The organism is Acinetobacter sp. YT-02, assembly GCF_002412355.1.
GTDB classification, from domain to species: Bacteria; Pseudomonadota; Gammaproteobacteria; order Pseudomonadales; family Moraxellaceae; genus Acinetobacter; species Acinetobacter towneri.
In genome coordinates, this window is record NZ_NOZT01000002.1 from 145,717 (window position 1) to 168,511 (window position 22,795).

25 protein-coding genes, 6 tRNA genes and 1 other RNA gene are annotated in these 22,795 nt (G+C 42.6%); 21 read left to right on the plus strand and 11 right to left on the minus strand.

From position 1 onward, the window contains the following. Positions 1–115: 115 nt before the first annotated feature. Positions 116–1,741 (plus strand): NAD+ synthase, encoded by a 1,626-nt coding sequence (locus tag CF596_RS01655; protein ID WP_096901015.1) that lies wholly within the window; start codon positions 116–118, stop codon positions 1,739–1,741. A gap of 146 nt (positions 1,742–1,887) precedes the next feature. Here the strand turns inward: CF596_RS01655 and CF596_RS01660 are convergent. After that, a tRNA-Met gene (locus CF596_RS01660) sits at positions 1,888–1,964 on the minus strand. 193 nt (positions 1,965–2,157) lie between these two features. On the opposite strand from CF596_RS01660, the gene CF596_RS01665 reads away from it, so the two are divergent. Continuing rightward, entirely contained in the window at positions 2,158–2,571 is a 414-nt protein-coding gene (locus tag CF596_RS01665) for a hypothetical protein (RefSeq protein ID WP_096901016.1), read from the plus strand. A 39-nt stretch (positions 2,572–2,610) separates the two neighbouring features. On the opposite strand, the gene CF596_RS01670 is transcribed toward CF596_RS01665, so the two are convergent. The 4 genes from CF596_RS01670 to coaD all read right to left on the minus strand — a co-directional run bounded on the left by CF596_RS01670 (position 2,611) and on the right by coaD (position 3,922). After that, positions 2,611–2,687 (minus strand) — tRNA-Met (locus CF596_RS01670). A gap of 73 nt (positions 2,688–2,760) precedes the next feature. Next, an RNA gene (gene rnpB / locus CF596_RS01675) (RNase P RNA component class A) lies at positions 2,761–3,138 on the minus strand. Between the two features lie 27 nt (positions 3,139–3,165). Further along, positions 3,166–3,429, minus strand: a complete 264-nt coding sequence (locus CF596_RS01680; RefSeq protein WP_004972206.1) for a YfhL family 4Fe-4S dicluster ferredoxin — start codon at positions 3,427–3,429, stop codon at positions 3,166–3,168. Between the two features lies 1 nt (position 3,430). Beyond that, positions 3,431–3,922, minus strand: a complete 492-nt coding sequence (gene coaD, locus CF596_RS01685) for a pantetheine-phosphate adenylyltransferase (RefSeq protein WP_096901017.1) — start codon at positions 3,920–3,922, stop codon at positions 3,431–3,433. A 179-nt stretch (positions 3,923–4,101) separates the two neighbouring features. Here coaD and smpB point away from each other — a divergent pair, with 179 nt between their 5' ends. Continuing rightward, on the plus strand, positions 4,102–4,578 hold the full coding sequence (gene smpB, locus CF596_RS01690; protein WP_004972209.1) for an SsrA-binding protein SmpB: 477 nt from the start codon (positions 4,102–4,104) through the stop codon (positions 4,576–4,578). A 78-nt stretch (positions 4,579–4,656) separates the two neighbouring features. Here the strand turns inward: smpB and CF596_RS01695 are convergent, their stop codons facing one another. The 3 genes from CF596_RS01695 to rluD form a co-directional block, all read right to left on the minus strand. Continuing rightward, positions 4,657–5,226: a flavodoxin family protein gene (locus CF596_RS01695; protein ID WP_004972210.1), complete on the minus strand. Its 570-nt coding sequence runs from the start codon at positions 5,224–5,226 to the stop codon at positions 4,657–4,659. Positions 5,227–5,265: 39 nt separating this feature from the next. Then, positions 5,266–6,009 (minus strand): peptidoglycan editing factor PgeF, encoded by a 744-nt coding sequence (pgeF, locus tag CF596_RS01700; protein ID WP_096901018.1) that lies wholly within the window; start codon positions 6,007–6,009, stop codon positions 5,266–5,268. A gap of 71 nt (positions 6,010–6,080) precedes the next feature. Then, positions 6,081–7,133 (minus strand): 23S rRNA pseudouridine(1911/1915/1917) synthase RluD, encoded by a 1,053-nt coding sequence (rluD, locus tag CF596_RS01705; protein ID WP_096901019.1) that lies wholly within the window; start codon positions 7,131–7,133, stop codon positions 6,081–6,083. 71 nt (positions 7,134–7,204) lie between these two features. Here rluD and CF596_RS01710 point away from each other — a divergent pair, with 71 nt between their 5' ends. Beyond that, positions 7,205–8,185 carry an outer membrane protein assembly factor BamD gene (locus CF596_RS01710; RefSeq protein ID WP_096901020.1) on the plus strand — a complete coding sequence of 327 codons (981 nt, stop codon included), beginning with the start codon at positions 7,205–7,207 and terminating at the stop codon, positions 8,183–8,185. A gap of 198 nt (positions 8,186–8,383) precedes the next feature. Beyond that, the gene (locus CF596_RS01715; protein ID WP_096901021.1) at positions 8,384–10,354 is read left to right on the plus strand and encodes a CHC2 zinc finger domain-containing protein; all 1,971 of its coding nucleotides are present in this window, start codon (positions 8,384–8,386) and stop codon (positions 10,352–10,354) included. A 68-nt stretch (positions 10,355–10,422) separates the two neighbouring features. Here CF596_RS01715 and hemA read toward each other — a convergent pair whose 3' ends face one another. Continuing rightward, positions 10,423–11,697, minus strand: coding sequence for a glutamyl-tRNA reductase (gene hemA, locus CF596_RS01720; RefSeq protein ID WP_096901022.1), 1,275 nt, complete (start codon positions 11,695–11,697; stop codon positions 10,423–10,425). Between the two features lie 78 nt (positions 11,698–11,775). Between hemA and CF596_RS01725 the strand changes: the two genes are divergently transcribed. From CF596_RS01725 to panD, 11 genes are all read left to right on the plus strand, one after another. After that, the gene (locus tag CF596_RS01725; RefSeq protein ID WP_096901047.1) at positions 11,776–13,491 is read left to right on the plus strand and encodes a tetratricopeptide repeat protein; all 1,716 of its coding nucleotides are present in this window, start codon (positions 11,776–11,778) and stop codon (positions 13,489–13,491) included. A 3-nt stretch (positions 13,492–13,494) separates the two neighbouring features. Continuing rightward, entirely contained in the window at positions 13,495–14,073 is a 579-nt protein-coding gene (gene lolB / locus CF596_RS01730; protein WP_096901023.1) for a lipoprotein insertase outer membrane protein LolB, read from the plus strand. Positions 14,074–14,092: 19 nt separating this feature from the next. After that, on the plus strand, positions 14,093–14,923 hold the full coding sequence (ispE, locus tag CF596_RS01735) for a 4-(cytidine 5'-diphospho)-2-C-methyl-D-erythritol kinase (RefSeq protein WP_096901024.1): 831 nt from the start codon (positions 14,093–14,095) through the stop codon (positions 14,921–14,923). Then, positions 14,922–14,996 (plus strand) — tRNA-Gln (locus tag CF596_RS01740). Before ispE ends, CF596_RS01740 begins: the two co-directional genes overlap by 2 nt. A 93-nt stretch (positions 14,997–15,089) precedes the next feature. Next, positions 15,090–15,164, plus strand: a tRNA-Gln gene (locus CF596_RS01745). 27 nt (positions 15,165–15,191) lie between these two features. Then, positions 15,192–15,266 (plus strand) — tRNA-Gln (locus tag CF596_RS01750). Positions 15,267–15,285: 19 nt separating this feature from the next. After that, positions 15,286–15,360, plus strand: a tRNA-Gln gene (locus tag CF596_RS01755). 36 nt (positions 15,361–15,396) lie between these two features. Further along, positions 15,397–16,350, plus strand: coding sequence for a ribose-phosphate pyrophosphokinase (locus CF596_RS01760; RefSeq protein ID WP_004972226.1), 954 nt, complete (start codon positions 15,397–15,399; stop codon positions 16,348–16,350). A gap of 101 nt (positions 16,351–16,451) precedes the next feature. After that, entirely contained in the window at positions 16,452–16,748 is a 297-nt protein-coding gene (gene rplY, locus CF596_RS01765) for a 50S ribosomal protein L25 (protein ID WP_004972228.1), read from the plus strand. Between the two features lie 18 nt (positions 16,749–16,766). After that, the gene (gene pth / locus CF596_RS01770; protein WP_004972230.1) at positions 16,767–17,348 is read left to right on the plus strand and encodes an aminoacyl-tRNA hydrolase; all 582 of its coding nucleotides are present in this window, start codon (positions 16,767–16,769) and stop codon (positions 17,346–17,348) included. A gap of 146 nt (positions 17,349–17,494) precedes the next feature. Then, on the plus strand, positions 17,495–17,875 hold the full coding sequence (panD, locus tag CF596_RS01775) for an aspartate 1-decarboxylase (RefSeq protein ID WP_004972232.1): 381 nt from the start codon (positions 17,495–17,497) through the stop codon (positions 17,873–17,875). 96 nt (positions 17,876–17,971) lie between these two features. Here panD and CF596_RS01780 read toward each other — a convergent pair whose 3' ends face one another. Continuing rightward, positions 17,972–18,457 (minus strand): DUF1289 domain-containing protein, encoded by a 486-nt coding sequence (locus CF596_RS01780; protein ID WP_096901048.1) that lies wholly within the window; start codon positions 18,455–18,457, stop codon positions 17,972–17,974. A 218-nt stretch (positions 18,458–18,675) separates the two neighbouring features. Here CF596_RS01780 and CF596_RS01785 point away from each other — a divergent pair, with 218 nt between their 5' ends. From CF596_RS01785 to CF596_RS01805, 5 genes are all read left to right on the plus strand, one after another. Continuing rightward, complete coding sequence (locus tag CF596_RS01785; protein ID WP_004972236.1) at positions 18,676–19,608, plus strand: rhodanese-related sulfurtransferase; 933 nt, start codon at positions 18,676–18,678, stop codon at positions 19,606–19,608. A gap of 342 nt (positions 19,609–19,950) precedes the next feature. Continuing rightward, a complete protein-coding gene (locus CF596_RS01790; protein WP_096901025.1) occupies positions 19,951–20,238 on the plus strand; it encodes a hypothetical protein in 288 nt (95 codons plus the stop codon). Positions 20,239–20,313: 75 nt separating this feature from the next. Beyond that, a complete protein-coding gene (locus CF596_RS01795) occupies positions 20,314–20,928 on the plus strand; it encodes a DedA family protein (RefSeq protein ID WP_096901026.1) in 615 nt (204 codons plus the stop codon). Positions 20,929–20,976: 48 nt separating this feature from the next. Further along, positions 20,977–21,393, plus strand: coding sequence for an ABZJ_00895 family protein (locus CF596_RS01800; protein ID WP_004972241.1), 417 nt, complete (start codon positions 20,977–20,979; stop codon positions 21,391–21,393). Positions 21,394–21,618: 225 nt separating this feature from the next. Next, entirely contained in the window at positions 21,619–22,161 is a 543-nt protein-coding gene (locus tag CF596_RS01805; protein WP_096901027.1) for a hypothetical protein, read from the plus strand. A gap of 105 nt (positions 22,162–22,266) precedes the next feature. Here the strand turns inward: CF596_RS01805 and CF596_RS01810 are convergent, their stop codons facing one another. Next, entirely contained in the window at positions 22,267–22,791 is a 525-nt protein-coding gene (locus tag CF596_RS01810; protein WP_004972244.1) for a YecA family protein, read from the minus strand. Between the last annotated feature and the right edge of the window lie 4 nt (positions 22,792–22,795).

Sequence of the window (22,795 nt, forward strand, 5' to 3'; positions counted from 1 at the left end):
ATTTGTGCCTTTCGGCAGTCGTTTAATCCACAATACACTGCGCTGAAATTTTTATAACAATAATAATCAGTTGTTTATGTGTATTTTAAACCTATAGGAATAGGACTTAATTTAAATGAAATCTTTTAAAATTGCCCTTGCACAGTTCTCTCCACACATCGGCAATCTCGAAGCAAATGCGCAAAAAATGCTTGAACAGGCAAATGAAGCGAAAAAACAACACGCAGATCTGATTATTTTTCCTGAACTTTCTCTCTTGGGTTACCCAGCAGAAGATTTATTACTGCGCCCAAGCTTGAACAAACGCACTCAACAAGCATTTGAACAATTACGTGAAATTAAAGATATCGTTTTAGTTTTCGGTTTTGTGAATGAAACTGAAGATGGTCAACGTTTCAACTCTGCTGCAGTCATGAAAGATGGCAATATTCTTGGTATTTATAACAAACAAAATTTACCGAATTATGCCGTATTTGATGAGAAGCGTTATTTCGATGAAGGTCATCAACATCTGGTATTTGAATACCTTGGACATAAATTTGGTGTATTAATTTGCGAAGATTTATGGGCACTGCCAACGGTACAGCAACTCGCACAACTCAATGTTGAAACAGCATTGGTGCTCAATGCATCACCTTATGAAGTGGGTAAACCGCAGCATCGTGTACAAACCATGACCGAGTTAGCGAAGCAATTACATCTCAATGTGGTTTATGTCAACCAAGTTGGCGGTCAAGATGATTTAATCTTCGATGGTACGAGCTTTGTGATTAACCAAGCAGGCAATGTTGCGCTACAAGCCCCAACCTACCAAGAAGGTTTGTTCTACGCTGAATATGACTCTGCGCAGAAGCACTTTAAAAGCGCCGAAATTAGCCCCGCTTTAGACACCCTTGCTGAAATCTATCAAGGTTTGGTACTCGCAACCCGAGACTATGTGCAACGCTCTGGCTTTCCAGGTGTGATTCTAGGCTTGTCAGGCGGAATTGATTCAGCGCTCACCCTTGCTATAGCGGTTGATGCAATTGGTGCAGACAAAGTACAAGCAGTGATGATGCCGTACACCTATACCGCGCAAATTAGCGTTGAAGATGCTGCAGAACAAGCCAAAACCTTAGGCGTGACTTTTGGTATTGCCGAAATTCACCCTATCGTCAATAGCTTTATGCAAACGCTTTATCCTTTCTTTGGCAACAGCCCAAGCGACACTACAGAAGAAAATCTACAAGCCCGTGCCCGTGGTACGATTTTAATGGGACTATCGAATAAGTTTGGCAACCTCGTGCTTTCTACAGGTAACAAATCTGAGCTAGCAGTTGGTTACTGCACGCTTTATGGCGATATGGTCGGTGGTTTTGCTGTATTGAAAGATGTGTACAAAACCATTGTGTTTGAACTGGCAAAATACCGTAACAGCATTGCCGATATCCCTGTGATTCCTGAACGTGTCATTACTCGTCCACCTTCAGCCGAATTGCGTCCTGACCAAAAAGACCAAGATTCTCTACCACCATACGAAGTGCTCGATGCAATTTTGTATGCGTATATTGAAGAAGATCAAAGCCAAGAAGACATTATTAGCAAAGGCTTTGAACGTGCAATGGTTGAGAAAGTCATTCAATTGGTTGATCGGAATGAATACAAACGTCGTCAAGGTGCATTAGGTCCACGTATAAGCTCGCGCGCTTTTGGTCGTGAACGTCGCTATCCGCTAGTCAATGGTTGGAAAGCAGGAATTTAAAGCTTAAAACATAGCTTAACTAGATTTATAAAAAACCAAGCTGTGGCTTGGTTTTTTTTATAACTGCTATAAAACCAATGCTGCACCAAAAGCAACTTAAAAATTTGGCAAAAAAAAGACCAAGCTGAGAGCTTGGTCTATTAAAATGGTGGCTATGACGGGACTTGAACCTGTGACCCCCGCATTATGAGTGCGGTGCTCTAACCAACTGAGCTACATAGCCGTAAACTGTGTGCGCATTATCTAAACTTAGCTCTGCATCGTCAAGCATTTTAATTTACAAACGCTCACAGTTTAAGCAAAAACAGGGAGATTTGTTTAATTTTAATCAAATTACTATTTTCTTACGGAGATTCTTAAATATTTGCAGCAAAATCTATATCAAGTCACACAGAAAAAAGAGAATAAATTCAACCATGATCTTGAAGTCTATAATACTGAGTAGCCTTGTTGTTGGCTTAAGTTCCTGTGCTTTGGTTTCACCTATTTTTGTAGATTACAACGGTGTACGGCGTGATGTTGCGCAATTTATTAATTCTAAAATGAGTTATAGCATCGCAGACCGACGTGTCTTGGTTGCTTATGCCAAAGGGCAGCAAAAGATTTTAACGGCACATCAACTCAATGCTGCAGCGCAGCAACAACTGGCTTATGAGCGTGCTGTAGGGCGTTATTGTGCATCACAACACATTTCGCTAAAAAAATTAAATCAGGTCGATGCCAAAATTTTTGCTCACTCTGATCAACAAGCCAATTGGCAACAGATTCAAAACCTACAAATGCAGATTCAACTGGATACAGCTCAAATAGATTGCACAGACAAATTTTAAACAAAAAAAAGACCACGTTAGTGAACGTGGTCTGAAAAATGGTGGCTATGACGGGACTTGAACCTGTGACCCCCGCATTATGAGTGCGGTGCTCTAACCAACTGAGCTACATAGCCAAAAACTGTGCGCGCATTATCTGCTGTAATCTAGGTAACGTCAAGCCTTATCACGCATCAATTGCTTAAAATTTGGTGAAGTGAACCGATAAGCCGGGTTCTGTCGAGAACGATCATTCCTCTAGGCGTACAATCACTCATACGCTCAAGCGACCTACCCGAATCCAGTACGGGCCGTACCTCAGGATTCCTATTTGGTCTTGCTTCTGGTGGGGTTTACCATGCCATGAACTGTTACCAGCCATGCGGTGCGCTCTTACCGCACCCTTTCACCCTTACCTTCAATTTCTTCCGAAAAAGAAACCATACGAAGGCGGTCTACTCTCTGCTGCACTTTCCGTCGGCTCACGCCGCCCAGGCGTTACCTGGCACCCTGCCCTATGAAGCCCGGACTTTCCTCCCCTGTTTCAGTCACGGAGACCTCCACAGCAGCGATCGTCTGGTTCACTTCGAAGGCGCATCTTAGCAAAATTATAAGTTAATTGCTTGCGCTTTTTTGAGCAATCAGTTTTTTATATTTTTCCAGCAATTGTTCCTGTGTTTCTACATGCTCTGGATCGAGCGGAATACAATCGACTGGGCAAAATAACTGACACTGCGGCTGCTCGTGATGTCCTACACATTCAGTACATAATGCTGGATTAATCTCATAAATCAGCTCACCCATATAAATTGCCTCATTTGGGCATACAGGTTCACAGACATCACAGTTAATACATTCATCGGTAATATATAAAGACACGCTACCAACCTTGTCGTAATTTACGCTCAAAGGCTTCGACCACAACAGGTGCAACAAATTTAGTCACATCACCTTTTAAGCGTGCAATTTCACGAACTAATGTAGAAGAAATAAATGAATATTGCTCTGAAGGAGTCAGAAATACCGCTTCATATTTCGCATCTAATTGACGGTTCATATTTGCCAACTGAAATTCGTATTCAAAATCTGAAACAGCACGCAAACCACGCAAAACTGCAGTCGCATTTTGCTCACGGAAAAGATTAACCAATAAACCATCAAATCCGACAAATTCAACATTAGGCAAATGCTTTAAAGATGCCTGTGCCAATTCCACACGTTCTTCCAAAGTAAAAATTGGATTTTTATGATGTCCAATGGCAATTGCGACCACGACTTCATCAAACATTTTTGCAGCACGTGTCACCAAGTCAATATGACCATTAGTAATCGGGTCAAAGGTGCCCGGATAAATTACGCGAGTTTTAGACATCCATTATGCTCTAGTTGGTTTTGTCAAAGTTAGTTTAACAAATACAAAAAATTTTAGTGAACTAAAGTCTACCAAATTATGAAATATCAAAGCAGTTTAGCCAACAGTTGTGATGATTTTGATTTGTCAGCAAGCCTTGGTTTGAGGCACAATAGTCATAAGTTTGGAAGTAATTGAATATGGCGAAGCTAACTGTAGTTAAAAAAAATACGGGCGGAACAATTGCACAGAATAAACGTGCACGCCACGATTATTTTATTGAAGAAAAATTTGAAGCAGGACTTTCTTTGCAAGGTTGGGAAGTCAAATCTTTGCGCGCAGGACGTATGACTATTACCGAAAGTTATATCCTGTTTCGTGACAATGAAGCCTTTTTATTTGGTGCACAAATTCAACCACTCTTGTCTGCTTCAACGCATGTAGTGCCTGAAGCGACCCGTACCCGCAAACTCTTACTTTCACGACGTGAAATTGAAAAGTTGATGGGTGCAGTCAATCAAAAAGGTTATTCTTGCGTACCTTTAGCATGTTATTGGAAAGGCCCTTTAGCGAAGCTTGAAATTGCTTTGGTGAAAGGTAAACAATTGCACGATAAACGCGCTTCTGAAAAAGACCGCGATTGGCAGCGTGATAAAGCACGTTTAATGCACAAATAATTTTGCACATTCCGCCCATAAAAAATGCTCGAGATCAACATCGAGCATTTTTTATGGAAGTTGTAAAACTAAAAATGCTTAGTCTTTAAGTTTTAATTCCACCAAATATTTACCAAATTTGACTGCAGTTTCCAAATCACCTTCGGGTGGCGTAACTTCAACACTGGCATTATCAGACTGCGTCATTAAACCCAAAAAGCTCGACATGCGGTTAATATCGTGTGGACTACGCCCTGTCGGCATAAACGGTAAACCTGACCACAACATGCCATGCTGCATCGCAAATAAATTAATTTGTTGCAGCACCGCCAGTTTATCGCCACTTAAACCACCGCCATTGGTAAAACCTGCCGCCAGTTTGCCCTGCCAAGTTCTGGCCAACCAACGCTTAGACGATTGCTCCATAAACTGTTTTAAAGCCGAAGTAATGCTGCCCATATAAGTTGGACAGCCCATAATGATAATATCGGCTTGATCTAGGCTATCCCATTCAATTTCAGCCACATCCATCAAAGTCACCTGAGCATCCATTTGCGCAGCACCTTGTGCAATATGCTGTGCCACCTTAGCAGTATGACCATAAGGACTGTGATAAACCACCGCCACACGAATAGCAGCGCAAGAAGATGTTGAATGAGTCACTGACATGAGAATGTTTAAAACCAAATAATTAAGTCAAGTTTAACACTAAGCCTGCATAAACACGAATGTTGCCATACGTCCTGTACGTGCTTGACGGCGGTAAGAATAGTAATCATCGGCTTGTTGATACGAGCACTGATCACCGCCCAAGACCGTTGTAACACCATGCTGCTGCAAAATAAAACGCGCGATCGCATACAAGTCAGCAAGATATTTACCTTGCTGCTGCCCTGCAATAAAAGCCGTGTCTAATTCAGGATATTTATCGCAAAATGCCTGTTTCACCTCAGCCCCAACTTCAAAACACGGCTGACTAATAGCCGCACCCAACCACGACCATGTTGGAGCACTTTGCATTTCGACGATGGTGTTTTCGATAATACCGTTGGCAAGACCACGCCAGCCTGCATGCAGATTCGCAACCTCAGTGCCTTCGGCATTGCCCAAAACCACAGGTAAACAGTCTGCGGTCATCATCATTAAAGCATGCGCTTTACGCTGAGTGACCAAACCATCGCCTTCTAAAGCTTCACAAGTGATTTGCTCATTAATGGTCTGACACAACACGCTATGTGTTTGCGTCATCCACGTCATTTTATCGACCCCATATTCAGCAAACTCTGCCAGTAAACTCATACGATGCTGCTGCACACGCCATGCATCATCCTGCACATGCAGCGCCAGATTAAAACCAGATACATCGGCACAGTCTGTCGCTAAAGCTTGCACATGTTGTATGCGGGTTTGCCCAACATACACACCTGCAGGTAATCCTTGAACAAATTGCATACATCTATCCTTAGTCGTTTTCTGGCATTGCCGTATCTGAGTTGATCTTGTTAATGCTGTCTATGCAACAATTAATAGGCAGCATTTTCACTGCGTAACACGTCTACCAATTGTTTAAAGTCTTCAGGCCACGGCGCTTCAAACATCATTTCTTCTTGAGTACGTGGATGCACCAAACCGAGTTTGACGGCATGTAAGGCCTGACGTTTAAAGTTACGCAAGGTATCGTTTAATAATGCCGATGCGCCTGCTGGCACACGTACACGTGGCGTATAAACAGGATCGCCAACCAAACCATAACCAATATAACTTAGATGCACACGAATTTGATGAGTTCGCCCAGTTTCCAAACGTGCCTGAACACGGGTGAAATGCTGAAAGCGTTCTTTAACATTGTAATGTGTGACGGCGTCTTTGCCGCCCGGCAAGACAGCCATTTTCACCCGATCTACAGGATGGCGTTTAATCGGCTCATCGACTGTGCCACCCGCAATCATGTTGCCGTACACCACCAAGTCGTATAAACGATAGACTGACTTTTTCGCCAGTTGTTTAGTCAAGGCAAACTGTGTTTCCAGATTTTTAGCAACCACCAGCAAACCCGAAGTGTCTTTATCAATACGATGCACCAAACCTGCACGAGTCAACTCAGCCGATTTTGGATAATGATGCAGCAAGGCATTTACCAGAGTTCCAGAGCTATTTCCCGCCCCCGGATGCACCACCATGCCCACAGGTTTATTAATCACCATGATGTCATCATCTTCATAAATAATATCCAGTGGAATATCTTCAGGCAGGCTGCGGGTTTGCGCTTCAAGCTCGACTTCTAGGGTAAGAAGCTCATCACCTTCACACTTATATTTAGGTTTGACCGTGTTACCATTTACCAACAAATGACCGTCTTTGAGCCACTGTTTTAGCTTTTCACGTGAAAATTCACTCCAAATGATGGCTGCAACTTGGTCGATGCGTAGTCCTAAGTGGCTGTCATCCAATTGAAATTGCAACGATAAACGTGTTGCAGTTGAGTCTGAAGTATGGTTATCTGCATCCTCAGCATCTTCAAGTAAATTGAACTCAGTTTCAGGTAAATTGGAATGGGTAGATTGTGCTTGACTCATTTGCTCATTCAGACAAAAGTGGTTTAATAGCGCAATTGTAGCTCATTGCCCGTATTAACAGAGGAATTTTTATGTCGCTACCACGTTATAAAATAACAATGCTTGCTCTTTCACTCGGCGTTGCGTCTGCAATTGTGGGCTGTAGCAGCAATCCAAAAAAAGAAGTGGTCGATACTGGTCCGCAATCTAGCGAACAGGTTTATATTGAAAAAGCAGAAAAAGCACTGGATCGTGGTCAATACACCGATGCCGTTAAGCATCTTGAGGCTTTAGAAACCTATTATCCAACGGGTGATTATGCGCAGCAAGCGCTGCTTGAATTGTTGTATGCAAAATTCCAGCAAAAAGATTATGAAGGCGCAATTGCTGTTGCAGATCGTTTTATCCGCATGAACCCGCAGCATCCTAAAGCCGATTATGCCTACTATGTACGTGGCGTAGCGAATATGGAACAAAACTATGATGGTTTGTTGCGTTATACCTCGCTCAAGCAAGCGCACCGTGATGTCAGCTATTTAAAACTAGCGTATCAAAACTTTGTCGATTTTATCCGTCGCTATCCATCGAGCACTTATGCGGTAGATGCTGCACAGCGTATGCAGTTTATTGGTCAGGAACTGGCAGAAGCCGAAATGAATGCAGCACGTTATAACATTAAACGTAAAGCATGGGTGGCTGCAGTAGAGCGTTCATTGTGGGTAGTTGAGCATTATCCGCAAACTCCACAAATTCCAGAAGCATTGGCAACGGTGGCTTATGGTTATGGCAAACTGGGCGATCAAGCCACAGCTCAACAATATATTGATGTGTTGAAACTGAACTATCCAAATTTGGTTAAAGCAGATGGTAGCGTGAATTTACGTGCTGCCCGTCATGACGCAAGCTGGATTAACCGTGCAACTTTGGGTATTTTCGGACGTGAAGCGCAAAGCAGCACCGAAGCACAACAGTCAGATACTAAAGCACAAGCAGAGCCATCACGCAGCCTCACCAACCGTTTGAGTTTTGGCTTGCTCGATCGTCCAAAATCTCAAAACGACAGCACTGAATAAAACCATTCCGACTGATTTTTCAGTTTTGAAAAATGCAAAGGGCAAGTTATGATACTTGCCCTTTGTTCTTTTATGGGCTTGTTTCCTGTCCTAGAAAAAGATACAAAAGAGAATACTCATTGAGTCAATCAGCACAGTCTGATGTATTCAACCTGTTCGGCGAACCTTTCACTACCAAGAGATAACAGACAAAACCGTATGGCCATTCCACAGCACACGATTGATCAAATTTTAGATCGCACTGATATTGTCGATCTGATTAGTCAGCGCGTGAAATTAAAAAAAACTGGTCGTACCTATTCGGGCTGCTGCCCGTTCCATCAGGAAAAAACCCCGTCTTTTCACGTTTACCGTGACAAGCAGTATTATCATTGCTTTGGCTGTCAGGCAAATGGTAACGCCATCCGTTTTTTAATGGATATTGATAACCGCAATTTTGTAGATGTCATGAAAGACTTGGCCAGTCAAACAGGCATCGAACTCCCAAAAGATCAGCACGACAATAAAAAACTCTCTTATAAACGTGAAGCCAAAAAGCCAACACCGATAGCTCAACCCAAACCAACAGCAAAAGACCAGAATGAAACTTCTGCAGCTCAAACCACATCAAGCGAACATACTTTTGAAGCTTCTGGCATCGACTTTGATCCTTTTGCCGAGTTTCAAAGTGCTGAATACGCAAACTCGGAATTTCAGAACTCGGAATTTCAAAACAATGCCGACCCGTTTGCAGGTTTTGAGCAATGGGACACCATGCAGGACACACCTGCACAAGAAGGCAACTTATACGACTTGCTAGAAAATATAGCGCAATATTATGAGCAGCAATTGCCGCACAGCCCTGCCGCGCAACAGTATTTTCAAAAACGTGGTTTAACCGCACAAACCTTGCAGTTTTGGCGCTTGGGTTACGCACCCGAAGATTGGCAGCATTTAGAAAAAGCCTTTCCGCAAGACATTGCAGGTTTAAAACTGCTAGGCTTAATTCGTACCAGTGACAAGGGACGTGACTTCGATTTATTACGTGATCGGGTGATTTTTCCAATCCGTGACAGCAAAGGACGTGTGGTTGGCTTTGGTGGTCGCGCACTTAATGATGAAATCAAACCCAAATACATCAACTCGCCCGACTCAGAAGTGTTTCATAAAAACCAATTGCTCTATGGTTTATATGAAGGACGCAAACAAAAAGCCCAAGATTATTTAATGGTCGAAGGCTATATGGATGTGATTGCCTTGCAGCAATACGGCATTCATGGTGCTGTAGCGACACTCGGTACAGCCAGTAATACCGATCATTTAAACATTCTATTCCGCCAAAACAACCGCATTACCATCGCGTTTGATGGCGATGCCGCAGGTCAAAAAGCCGCACGTCGTACACTGGAAATTGCACTGCCTTTGCTCAATGATGGACGTGAACTGAAGTTCTTTGTTTTACCCAATGAGCACGACCCTGACTCACTTATTCGTCGTGAAGGCATCGAAAATTTCCGACGTTTATTAGATCAAGCACCTTTGCTATCAGATTTTGTCTTTGCGCATCTCACCCAAAACCATAATATCAGTACCCCTGAAGGCAAAAGTCAGGTCATGGGTGAACTGCGGCAGTTGACCGAACTTTTGCCCAAAACGGGTTCTTATCGCTATTTGCTGCAACAGTTTTTCCGTGAAAAGTTAGGCTTTAACCGTAAATGGCAGGCACAGACCAATAACGATGCATCTTTGAGTTTTAGCACCAAAGTCGATGCCGAAGAATATGTGATTGCGATTCTAATCAATCACCCGTATTTGTATATTCACTTTGAACCGTTACGTGCGCTGATTCCAAATGATCATCTGCTACACCAAATCTTAAATATTTTAAATACTATTTTTGATGATCTACCCGATGATCCTGAACAAGCCAAATATTATATTTTGGGTGCATGCTCAGCGTATCACTATGAATTACAGCGCATTTTACAACAAGCCAATGTCAGTGATTACACGACTTCTCCTGAACACGTCGATAAATTGGCGCAGGATTTTTCGACCAAATTGCAATACGACTGTTTACAGCAAAAAATTCGCTCCAAAAAATTCAGCAGTATTGAAGAAATGAAGCGCTTGAAACATCAAATTTATGAAATTGATAAAAAAAGATCGCTGACCTTGTTAGAGGAATAAGCGATCTGGTCTGATTAGATTAAGTTTGTATCGTCAAAAATCTTTTTTGTAAATCACGTTAATCTTACTTATTTGCGACGACGTTTGGCAGTCGCTGCTAAATTTTCCTGCATAAACTCAAAACATTCAGGCTCATCACCTTTGGCTGCTTCACGCAATAAAATAGAAGTTGGATGCAGCAGTTTTTGGGTTAAACGATAGGAAAATTCTTGCATAACTTGTGCAGAATCTTCACCTTTGGCAATACGCGCCATCGCCAAATTTAATTCTTCCTGACGCAAGCTTTCGCCATGTTCACGGTAAGCATGAATGGTCGCACCTGCTTGCTGAACTTTTTGATGGGTCACCAACTCAGTCACAAGCTGATTGACCATTAGCTCTGCTTCCACAGCCGCCTGACGACGCTGCGCCAAGTTTTCATCAATCACGCTTTGCAGGTCATCGACCCCGTACAAATACACGCCATCCAAATTTTCAATTTTAGGATCAATATCACGTGGTACGGCCAAATCGACCAACAACATTTGCTGATAGCGACGTTTCTTTAACGCTGCTTTTACTTCAGGATAAGCAATCACCTGATGCAAACTACCCGTACAGCTTGAAATTACATCAGCGCGGTGTAAATTGGCTGCTAACCGATCAAATTCAATAATTTCAACTTCAACCCGATGCGCAATTTCTTGTGCCAAAGTTTCGGCGCGGGCGCGGGTACGGTTACAAATTAAAATTTTAGCGACGCCCATCTCAGCTAAATGCTTCGCTACAAGGCTATTCATTTCGCCTGCAGCCACCACCATCACTGTTAGTTTTTCAGGATGGCTAAATACTTGTAACGCCAGTTGCGCTACCGCATAACCCATAGACACGGCATGGCTGCCTACGGCAGTTTCTGAACGTACCCGTTTGGCAGCATAAAACGCATATTCAAAAATTCGGTTGAGTTGTTGCGAAACCGTATGTGAGTCTTTGGCTAAAGACAGCGCAGTTTTGACCTGACCTAAAATTTGCGGCTCACCCAACATGAGTGAATCTAGCCCACTGGCTACGCGCATTAAATGCGACACCGCCTGTGCATTTTCATAACGATAAACATGACGACTCAATTGCTTCGCATCAATACCATTGACGTGTGCAAGCCAATCCAACACCTGTTCTGGATGTTCAGACATGGCGTAGACTTCGGTACGGTTGCAGGTAGACACCACCACCAAATCATTCAGTTCGGGATGTTGGCTTTGCTCAGCAAGTAAGGCACTTAACTTTTCTGGGTTAAATGCAATTTGCTCGCGCAACTCTACAGAGGCGGTTTGATGGTTGACACCCAATGCAAAGAAAGACATATCAGATCATCATTTCGCTAAATTTATGCTATTGTGCAATAACGGTGTCATAAAAAGCATTACTTGGATCAAGAAAAATTGCGTCAAACAAATAGCCGACCATACGGCGCGACAATTAAGCAATATTCTACCACATTCTTACTGGTCGGTAGCATGGCTTCAGTTGCTCATCTTAGAGCATCTGAAGAAATTTATCATGCAAATTCAAATTATAATGCGGTAAAACAAACCATGGTGGCAGAATTTGCCTTGGCTTATGGCGATATTCCAACTGCATTACACAACTACACGGTCTTGGCAATTAAGAACAATTCGACTTCCATTAAACAACGCGCCCTGAATATTGCCATTGAACAAAATGACCTACGTGCCGCATTAGATATTGCAACACATTGGGTGGTACAAGAACCATCCGATGTCCCTGCACTGTTTTATTTGGCGCACATTGCACTCAAAGCGCATGAATATGACTTGGCTGCAGAAACCTTAGATAAAATTCTAAATATTGATGCCACGGCTGACTTAGAACAAATTTTGGCGGGAATTTCCCCTGAATCTGTAGAAGACCGTGAATTTCTGATTCAAGCCCTGCGCACCAGCAAAGCCAAAGACAATCCATCTATTTTGGTATTGATTGCAGGTTTAAAAGCGCAAAATGGACAATATCAAGCCGCGCTCGAAACCATTAACAGAGCGTTGCGCAAACGCCCGAAAGTCACTGGCTATATTTTAATGAAAGCCAATTTGTTGAGCGTACTTGGCAATGAAGAAGAAACGGCAGCTTGGTATGCAAAATCCAGCCGTAAACACAAAAATAATTTTGAAGTCCGTTTAGCCGAAGCCAAATATTTGGTCAAAAAAAATGAAGCAACTTTGGCGCTAACAAAGCTAGAAGCTATTTTAAAAAAATGGCCTACGGAAGATGAAGCCTTATTTATTGCAGGTTTGACCAGTATTGACTTGAAACAATACGAAAAAGCCGAAAAATATTTAGTAGAGTTGCGCTATTCAGCCCAATATCAAAACGAAGCCTATTTCTATTTGGCAGTCAATGCCGAGCGTAAACAGCACTTTGAAACAGCCAAAGCCTATTATCGTTTGGTCGATGGTAGCCTTTATACGGTTTCACGTCGCAACATGATCAGTATTTTTGCCCAGCAAGATAAACTGAACGATGCCCTGCGCTTTTTAACGCAGGAACGGGTCAACTATCCGCAGCACGCCAGTTTTTTATATCAGGCACAGGCCGATATTTTAAAACGTATGGATAATAAAAAAGCAGCACTGCGTTTGTTAGATGAAGCCATCAAAAACCTGCCCGATGATCCTGACCTGATCTATTCAGAAGTCTTACTATTGGATGCACATCAGGAAAAAGACAAACTGGATCAACTGCTCACCAAGTTACTGGAAATTGAGCCGAACAGCCCAACCTATTTAAATGCCTACGCCTATACTCTTGCACTGCAAAATCGTCGTTTGGATGAAGCGCGTCGCTATGTAGAGCAAGCACTTGAGTTTGCACCTGAACAAGCCTCTATTTTAGATACTTTAGGTTATGTCAGCTATTTGCAAAATGACTACACTGCTTCGGCACAGGCTTTGGAAAAAGCCTACGCGCTGAGTCATAGTGCCGCGATTGGCTCACGTTATGCAAAATCGTTGTATATGCAAGGAGATATTCAAAAATTCAGCCAAGTGTTACAACAATTACAACAAAATCATCCGAATGATCCGCAATTGCAACAATTAAATTCGCTATTGTTACCGCAGCCAGTTAAAAGAGTTAAATGATTCATGCGTTTATTTTCAAAATTAGGATTAACCCTTTTTGCCACCAGCAGCCTTGTACTGACAGGTTGTCAGCCTTTCGTACAAAAACCAGCCAACATTTCACAGCAAGTTGAAGCCGAAAATCAATTTAACCTACAAGGCAAAATTGGTGTGCGCACTCCGCAGCAATCTGGCAGTGCCTTTTTTACTTGGGTACAGCAGCAACAGCAGTTTGATATTGAACTGAGCGGCATTTTGGGCGTTGGTAAAACGCAAATTAGCGGACAACCAGGACGAGTCACCCTCAACAATGCCAAAACAGGGATAATTTATGCCGAAAGTCCTGAAGAACTGTTAGAACAAGCCACAGGTTGGCAAGCGCCCATCACCCACTTGGTCGATTGGGTACAAGCCCGACCTGCAACGGTCAATGCCCAAATTCAAAAAGACCCCCAACAGCGCCCGACTCAATTTATTGAAGATGGTTGGACGGTCGATTTGAGCTATAACGACAGTGCCAGTTTGCCAAACCGTCTGATTTTGAAACAAGCACTTGAATCAGGGCAAGAAAACCGTATTACAATGCTCATCCAAAATCGTTAATCACTTGCCAAGTTTCGCCATGATTCGTGTACCCTCACCTGCCAAATTAAATCTGTTTTTGCACATTACTGGGCGTCGTGACAACGGCTACCATGAATTGCAGACTATTTTTCAACTGATTGATTTATACGACTGGCTAGAATTTGAAGTCAATGATACTCAAAGCATTCAAATTCAGGGTTTAAACAGTGTCAATTTAGAGCAAAACCTGATTTACAAAGCCACGCAAATTTTAAAACCCTACGCGAAACAAGTCACAGGTGTAAATATTAAAATTGAGAAGCACATCCCTATGGGTGCAGGGCTTGGCGGAGGTTCATCCAATGCCGCAACCACCTTAATTGTAGTCAATCAACTTTGGCAATGTGGCTTGGATACTCAAAAACTAGCTGAACTTGGTTTACAGCTCGGAGCAGATGTACCGATCTTTGTGCATGGTCGTAATGCATGGGCAGAAGGCATTGGTGAACAGTTAACATTCATAGACTTAGCCGCAAAACAATATATTGTGTTAAAACCTGACTGTTTTATCAGCACTCAACTACTTTTTTCACAAAAAACATTGACAAGAAACACGAAGCCCACTAAATTCTGCGGCTATCAGATAAAGCCATCTGACTTTGGAAATAATTTTGAGCCTGTGGCACGAAATTTATACCCCGAAGTTGATGAAGCAATGCGTTATTTAGACCAATTTGGTCAAGCAAAGCTTACAGGTACAGGTGCTTGTGTCTTTACTGAAGTGACTGCAGAAATGAATGTAGACGACATTTTGGCACACTCACCATGTACTGCGTACGTTGTGAACAGCTTAGATGAATCTCCATTACGACATTTCACAGTACAATAGGGGTATCGCCAAGTGGTAAGGCACCGGTTTTTGATATCGGCATCCGTTGGTTCGAATCCAGCTACCCCTGCCATTTTCTCGCATTAGACAGAACCCCCAATATTACCGCTATCCTGTTAATTTACCTTGACAGAACGCAGTAAAAATATTAAAGTTCTGCCGCATTAGGGGTATCGCCAAGTGGTAAGGCACCGGTTTTTGATATCGGCATCCGTTGGTTCGAATCCAGCTACCCCTGCCATCTCTTTCACCTGTAGATTACTGTATTAGGGGTATCGCCAAGTGGTAAGGCACCGGTTTTTGATATCGGCATCCGTTGGTTCGAATCCAGCTACCCCTGCCATCTTACAGTGATCAAATCTAGGGGTATCGCCAAGTGGTAAGGCACCGGTTTTTGATATCGGCATCCGTTGGTTCGAATCCAGCTACCCCTGCCATCTATTCCTACATACACCAACCGCCAAGGGTGCTTCATGCCCAATCTTGTCGTTTTTAGTGGAACCGCGCATCCACAATTCGCTCAAAAAGTCGTAAGCCACTTGCACATTCCTTTAGGTGCTGCATCAGTTTCTACCTTCTCTGATGGTGAGATTGCTGTAGAGATTACCGAGAATGTCCGTGGTAAAGACGTATTTATCGTACAACCTACTTGTGCGCCAACCAATGACAACCTCATGGAAATCTTGGTGATGGCTGACGCGTTGCGTCGAGCAAGTGCAGGTCGTATTACTGCCGTTATTCCTTACTTCGGTTATGCCCGCCAAGACCGTCGTCCTCGTTCTACACGTGTTCCAATTACCGCTAAAGTGGTTGCAGATATGCTCACCACTGTAGGGATTGACCGTGTAGTGATGATTGACTTGCACGCAGACCAAATTCAAGGTTTCTTCGACATCCCTGTAGACAACATTTATGGTACGCCTGCGCTATTGGCTGACCTGCGTCAACAGTCACACGACAATCTCATGGTAGTTTCACCAGACGTTGGTGGTGTGGTTCGTGCGCGCGCTGTTGCAAAACAAATGGGTGATATTGATCTTGCAATTATCGATAAACGTCGTCAAAAAGCGAATGAATCACAAGTGATGCATTTGATTGGTGATGTAAAAGATCGTGACTGTGTCATTGTAGATGACATGGTGGATACTGCAGGTACATTATGCAAAGCTGCCGATGCACTTAAAACTTTTGGTGCTCGCCGCGTTGTTGCTTATGCTACCCACCCTGTACTTTCAGGCAAAGCGATTGAAAACCTGAAAAATTCTGTCATTGATGAATTGGTTGTTACCGACACCATTCCTCTTTCAGAAGAAGCTCAAGCACTTGGTAAAATTCGCCAAGTATCTGTAGCAAGCATGGTTGCAGAAACAATTCGTCGTATTAACAACGAAGAATCTATTAGCGCAATGTTCGATTCTTATCTATAATAGAGCGCTAAATTTTCAAAGCCCTGCCACTTGGCAGGGCTTTCTATCACTAGATTGGTCGCAGATCTAGTTTATTTAAACTCAAAATAAGGATGTCTATCATGGCAAACTTCGTATTAAACGCTCAAGCGCGTGAAGCAGCTAACCAAGGGAAAGGTGCGAGCCGCCGCCTTCGTCACGCTGCATTAGTTCCAGCTATCATTTATGGTGGCGACGCTGAGCCTGTAACAATCACTTTAGAACTTCGTGAGCTTGTAAAAGCTTTAGAAAGCAATGCTTTCTTTGAAGAAGTTGTAGAAATCAAAGTAGGCGACAAAGTTGAAAACGTGAAAATCCAAGCGTTACAACGTCACCCTGCTAAAAACACACCTATGCACGCTGACTTCAAACGCGCATAAGTGTTCATGGTATAATTAGTGGCTAATATTTCACTGATTGTTGGTTTGGGCAACCCTGGTAAAGAGTATGCCCAAACTCGCCATAATGCAGGCTTCTGGTTTGTAGAACGCCTTGCAGATCAATATGGCATTACATTAAAAGCCGATCCTAAATTTCACGGGATCAGCGGACGTGGTAATATCGAAGGTCAAGACGTTCGTCTGTTATTACCCACAACCTTTATGAATCGTTCTGGTCAAAGTGTTGTTCCCTTCGCCAAATTCTATCAAATTGCACCTGAAGCAATGCTGATTGCTCATGATGAACTGGATATGAACCCAGGGATCATTCGCCTAAAAACGGGTGGTGGTCATGGTGGACATAATGGTTTACGTGACATCGTGCCGCACACAGGTCCAAACTTCCATCGTTTACGCATTGGTATTGGGCATCCGGGTTCAAAAGAACGCGTGTCTGGTCATGTACTGAGCAAAGCACCAAGTAGCGAGCAAACTTTAATGGATGATGCACTTGCACATGCATTAGGTCGTATCAAGTTACTGGTCAATGGCGAAGTACAACAAGCCATGAATCAAATCAATGCCTATAAACCGAACTGATGAATCCACAATTGTTGAACAATCACACTTGCCATGTCGCAATTTTCAGAGCAAAATGCGCTTTCTGCTCGGAACTGACATCCAGCAAGCAGTGTTTGAATTCAACCATAAGATAAAATCTTAGGTCCACTAAGGAGACGCTCACCATGCTATCTCGTTTATTAAAATGCAAAATCCACCGTGCTTTTGTAACTCATGCAGAACTTCACTACGAAGGTTCATGTGCAATTGACGGAACACTCATGGATTTGGCTGGCATTCGTGAATATGAAGAAATCCACGTATGGAACGTGACCAATGGTAAGCGCTTCACAACTTATGCAATTCGTGGTGAAGACAACTCAGGCATCATTTCAGTCAATGGTGGTGCTGCACACCAAGCCGATGTAGGCGATATTATTATTATTGCAACCTTTGGTGACTTCACTGAAGCAGAAGCCAATGCACACGAACCACGTTTGGTCTATGCAAACCCAGACAATACCGTGAGTCACACTGCAAACTGTATTCCTGTACAAGTGGCTTAAGCCATTCCTGTACAAAATAAAAAAACTCGCAAATTTTGCGAGTTTTTTTATGGTTCAATAAAAGTCTTTCTAGCCTTTAATCGCAAGAATTACGAATTAATCATCTTGCAAGCTATGCAATAAGCTATGGCTAATACCATCAGCCCTTAAAAATGCAAAATCATAACTTGCGGTTGCAAGCGCCAACACGCGACGTTCAAACTCCTGCCACAAAGGTCGCACTTCTTTGTAGTGAATGCCCAAGCCGCTTTCATCGGTAAAATGTCGATTTTTTTCACAAATTTTCAGTGCATGGTACAGCTTACGCCCTTTTGAAGCATCATCTCGTAAACGCACCCGCTTAGAGCGGATAAACCCTTCAACATGACGCAGGTCGGCAAACGGCAACATAGGCACTAAAATCTGATCGAGCTGTGCATCTAAACGACGCCAAACGGCAGTGTGTTGTTCAGGCGTATAACTGTTCCATTGAATCACTTCATGGTTAAAGCGACGGCAACCTCGACAGACAGCATCACCAAACACCGTAGAACAACGACCTGCACACGGGGTTAAAGTGGCAATTTGACGATCCTTACTCAACACAACACTCCAATATTTAACAACACCTGTTGGCGCATCAACATGAACACAACATTCTTCTTTGAAACGAGTGGCATCATACCCCGTTCTGCTACATTTTTAAAATGTTGTGTCGTGCTTTAAAAACCATGTACCGCACTCGGTTTTCTCGCATATTCACACAAAGCAGGTTAGAATATGCGCCTTAAATTTTTGTCTTTCATCTATTGGAGTACTCCATGAACGCTACTGTAGAACAGCTTGCACCTGTAGAACAGCCAGCGACCACGACTTGGGTTGTTGCCGCACTTTATCAATTCAAAGAAGTTGCAGATCCTGCCGATCTTCAACAACGCTTATTAGATTTGGTAAATTCAATCAACCTTTGCGGTACTCTTATTGTGGCAGGTGAAGGCATTAATGGAACTGTAGCGGGTGATCGTGCCGCGATTGATCAAGTTCACCAATTTCTGTTGGATGAAGGCTTTACCGCAATGGAATACAAAGAGTCGCACAGCTCTGAAAAGCCATTCCGTAAAATGAAAATCAAGCTGAAAAAAGAAATTGTGACTTTGGGTGTAGAAGTAAAACCACGTGATTTAGTCGGTCACTACCTAGACCCGAAAGAATGGAATGAACTGATTGCTCGTGACGATGTCATTCTGATTGATACCCGTAATGACTATGAATACAAAGCAGGAACGTTTAAGGGCGCAATTGACCCGAAAACCGAAACTTTCCGTGAATTTCCAGAATATGTGAAACAAAACCTAGAACAGCATAAAGATAAAAAAATTGCGATGTTCTGCACAGGCGGGATTCGTTGTGAAAAATCGACGTCATTATTGTTGCAAGAAGGTTTTACCGAGGTTTATCACTTAAAAGGTGGCGTACTTAAATACTTAGAAGAAACACCAGCCGATGAAAGCTTATGGGAAGGTGAATGTTTCGTATTTGATGGCCGTACTGCGGTGACACATGGTATGCAAGAAGGTCAAAACACCAAATGTCATGCTTGCGGTTGGCCATTACTGCCTGAAGAAGTTGAATTACCAAGCTATGAACACGGTGTATCTTGTGTGTACTGTATTGATAAAACCAGTGAGAAACAAAAAGAAGGTTTCCGTATGCGCCAATCACAAATTGCCGCAGCTAAACGTAAACGTCTGTAATCCGTACAGGCTCATACACATCAACAAGGTCTAACAAAAGCCATGTTGATGTTGTATCGACCACTCTAATCATATTGAAAAAGTCCTCATCCAGTATGGGGATTTTTTATGTCTACATATATGCTTCACGCAAGATTACATAGAACATAAAAATACAACGCTTGTTTACCAAGCATTGCGCAATATCCCCAGATTGGGTGATAGCATTCAATCAAAATAAGCCACAAAATCTGTGGCTATATTGGTGCAGATGTTCAGCACAAACTCAACATCTCCCATAACCCAAAATTCAAGGATCGTTATGTATTCCTAAATTTATATGCCGCAATCAGGAGTGACGCTATGCCTAAAACAACAATTTCAAATTCAATGCACACACTACGTTTTACGCCTGTAAAATCTGTGACTGCTACGCATAGCGCAACAATGCAAGATGGTTTGGAACATGAATCTCATACTTTTATTGTGGCTTTAGGTGCAATTTTAGGCGGTATTATTGCGGCATTTGTGGGCTACCATCTGCAAGCGCATTTCTTGAATTACGCCCTGCTCTGTGCCATTCCTATACTTGTGGCATATAGCTTAAGACGTGTATATATCTATACCCTGACCCATGCAGAGCTTGATTAAGTCTAAATTGCGCAAGACTTTACTGTTCGTCCAATACTGCTTAGGATAGAAGCACTTTTCTAAAGCACAACCTGCATGAACTTAACTGAATGGATTATTTCCATTATGGAACAACTGGGCTACCTTGGTATTGCCCTGTTAATGTTTCTGGATAATGTTTTTCCACCCGTTCCTTCTGAAATTATTATGCCCTCTGCAGGCTATTCTGCATCGCAAGGGCAATTACTGCTATTGGGTGTCATCATTGCAGGCTGTATCGGCTCGTTGTTCGCAGCGGCAGTGTTATATTGGGTAGGTTATCGCTGCAAACATGAAAGTATTTACCACTGGGTCAATCGCTACGGTAAATATCTATGGATTAAAGAACAAGACGTCCGAAACTCCCTGCATTGGTTTGAACAATATGGACATCGGATTGTATTTTTTGGGCGCATGATTCCCGCTATTCGTTCTCTCATCAGTATTCCTGCAGGCATGAGCCACATGCCATTTTGGAAATTTATGTTTTATAGTGGTTTAGGCACAATAATTTGGACCACTTTTTTAGCTTGCGTGGGTTATTATTTTGGTGAAAACCAACAATTGATGCAGCAAATTTTCAGTCAGGTCAGCCATGTCATTATAGGCTTGGTGCTCTTAGTCATCGCCATTTTTTTATACCGTAGGCATCGCCGTAAAATGCGTGACTAATGCTTGTGTTGCTGCGCAATTGAATCAATTTTTTGGGGAAAATCAGACATGAAACCATATTTATTATTTTTTGCTGCGGTTTACAGTATTACGCTGGTCTTACTCATTACCGTATTGATTTTTGGTCTGAACTTAGGTGGCTTGACCTTGCTCCCTGCATTAATTGCCGCAGCATTCATTAGCGCAGGACATTTTGTCAAAAAAGAACAACGCTTACCGAGCAGTGATGAAAAAATTCAACTGGTTTGGGGCTCAAGTGCGGTGGCAATTATTATTGGTAGCTTCTTTGTGTTTTTCTTGGTGCTGATGAATCCGAATGCAGAAGCCATTTTAAAAGCTGCAGATAAAGCAGGACTAGCACTGGCTGCGGTGGTGATGCTGTGTTTGATTGCGATTCATGGTGCAGTTTTTCATGTTGCCTATGGTTGGTATGCGAACCGTTATTATCAAAAAAAGTACTTATAAGCTTACCTAAAGTACGTATTTCACACTGAACCGCAACATCAAACACTTAAAATCAACATCAGGCTGATATATCACACATAAATTTACGTCTGACATGCGCTGTAACTGAAATGCATTCTGAATAGGCTATAAGCCTACATTGTAGCAGCGTAGATTAAGCCTATTCATAGCGATTTATGAATATAGGAACGCTATAACGCATACAAAGATAAAAAGGTGATTCGAATGTCAGATTTTGAACGCAATGAAAAAATTGACCGTGATGTGGTTAAGAACTTACCAAAAGAAGAACGTGATCGCTTAAATGCCGATCCAATTACAGGAGAACCTGGTGCACACCCTGTCGGTACTGGTTTAGGTGCTGTTGGCGGTGCGGCTACTGGTGCAACAGTAGGTGCGCTGGGTGGTCCAGTAGGTGCTGTGGTCGGTGGTGCTGTAGGCGCTGTAGTGGGTGGTTTGGCAGGTAAAGGTGCAGCAGAAGTTGTGAACCCTACCGAAGAAGAAGCTTACTGGCGTACCAATAGCTTAAATACAACCTACTTTACAGAAACACGCAACCATTATCATGATTTAGATTATGATCGTGACTATCAAAATGCCTATCGCATTGGTTATGAAAACCGCCCACATTATGATACGCACACACGTTTCGAAGATGTTGAGCCCGATCTAAGAAGCAAATGGGAGCAAATTAAAGGCAGTTCACGCTTAACGTGGGAACAAGCTAAATTTGCTGTCAAAGATGCTTGGGATCGTGCGACACGCTAATTGGTAACATGATCATTGAAGCGCCATAATAAAAAACGCACTGCGATTTGCGCAGTGCGTTTTTTTTATGAGGATTACATATTACACAATATGTAAACCAAGCCATTAATCAGGCGTGTGGTACATCAAATATAATTCATTCAGGTTTTCAGGAATTTCTTCTGCAATTTCGTCCATTAACTGACCATTGCGACGGAAAGATTCCATTTGTGGATCTTCTTCATCAATGCCGCTAAACACCATCATTGGCAAAGTTAAATCAACCAATTGCTCTTCAAATTCAGGCGTAAACCATGCTTCTTCGTTTAAGAACATCGCATCGACAAAGCCAACGCTCCAATCACCCAAACTTGAATCAACTTCTGCTTCTTCAATTTCAAATGGAAACTCAATGCCTTCTTCATTGGCTAAACTTTGGCGAATGCTTTCTAACCAAGCCTGAATTTGCGCAATAATTTCAGCAGGCACTTTCTTTTGGTTGCCTTCAAACAATTCATTTAACCATGGGTCAAATTGAGGTCCAACTGCAATGGCACACAAGAAACCATGCGTTGCAGCGAAGTCTAGACCATACTCGTTTTGGTCACCATCTAGATATTCACTTAACAGGTCTAAATCTAAAGCAGTCATTTCA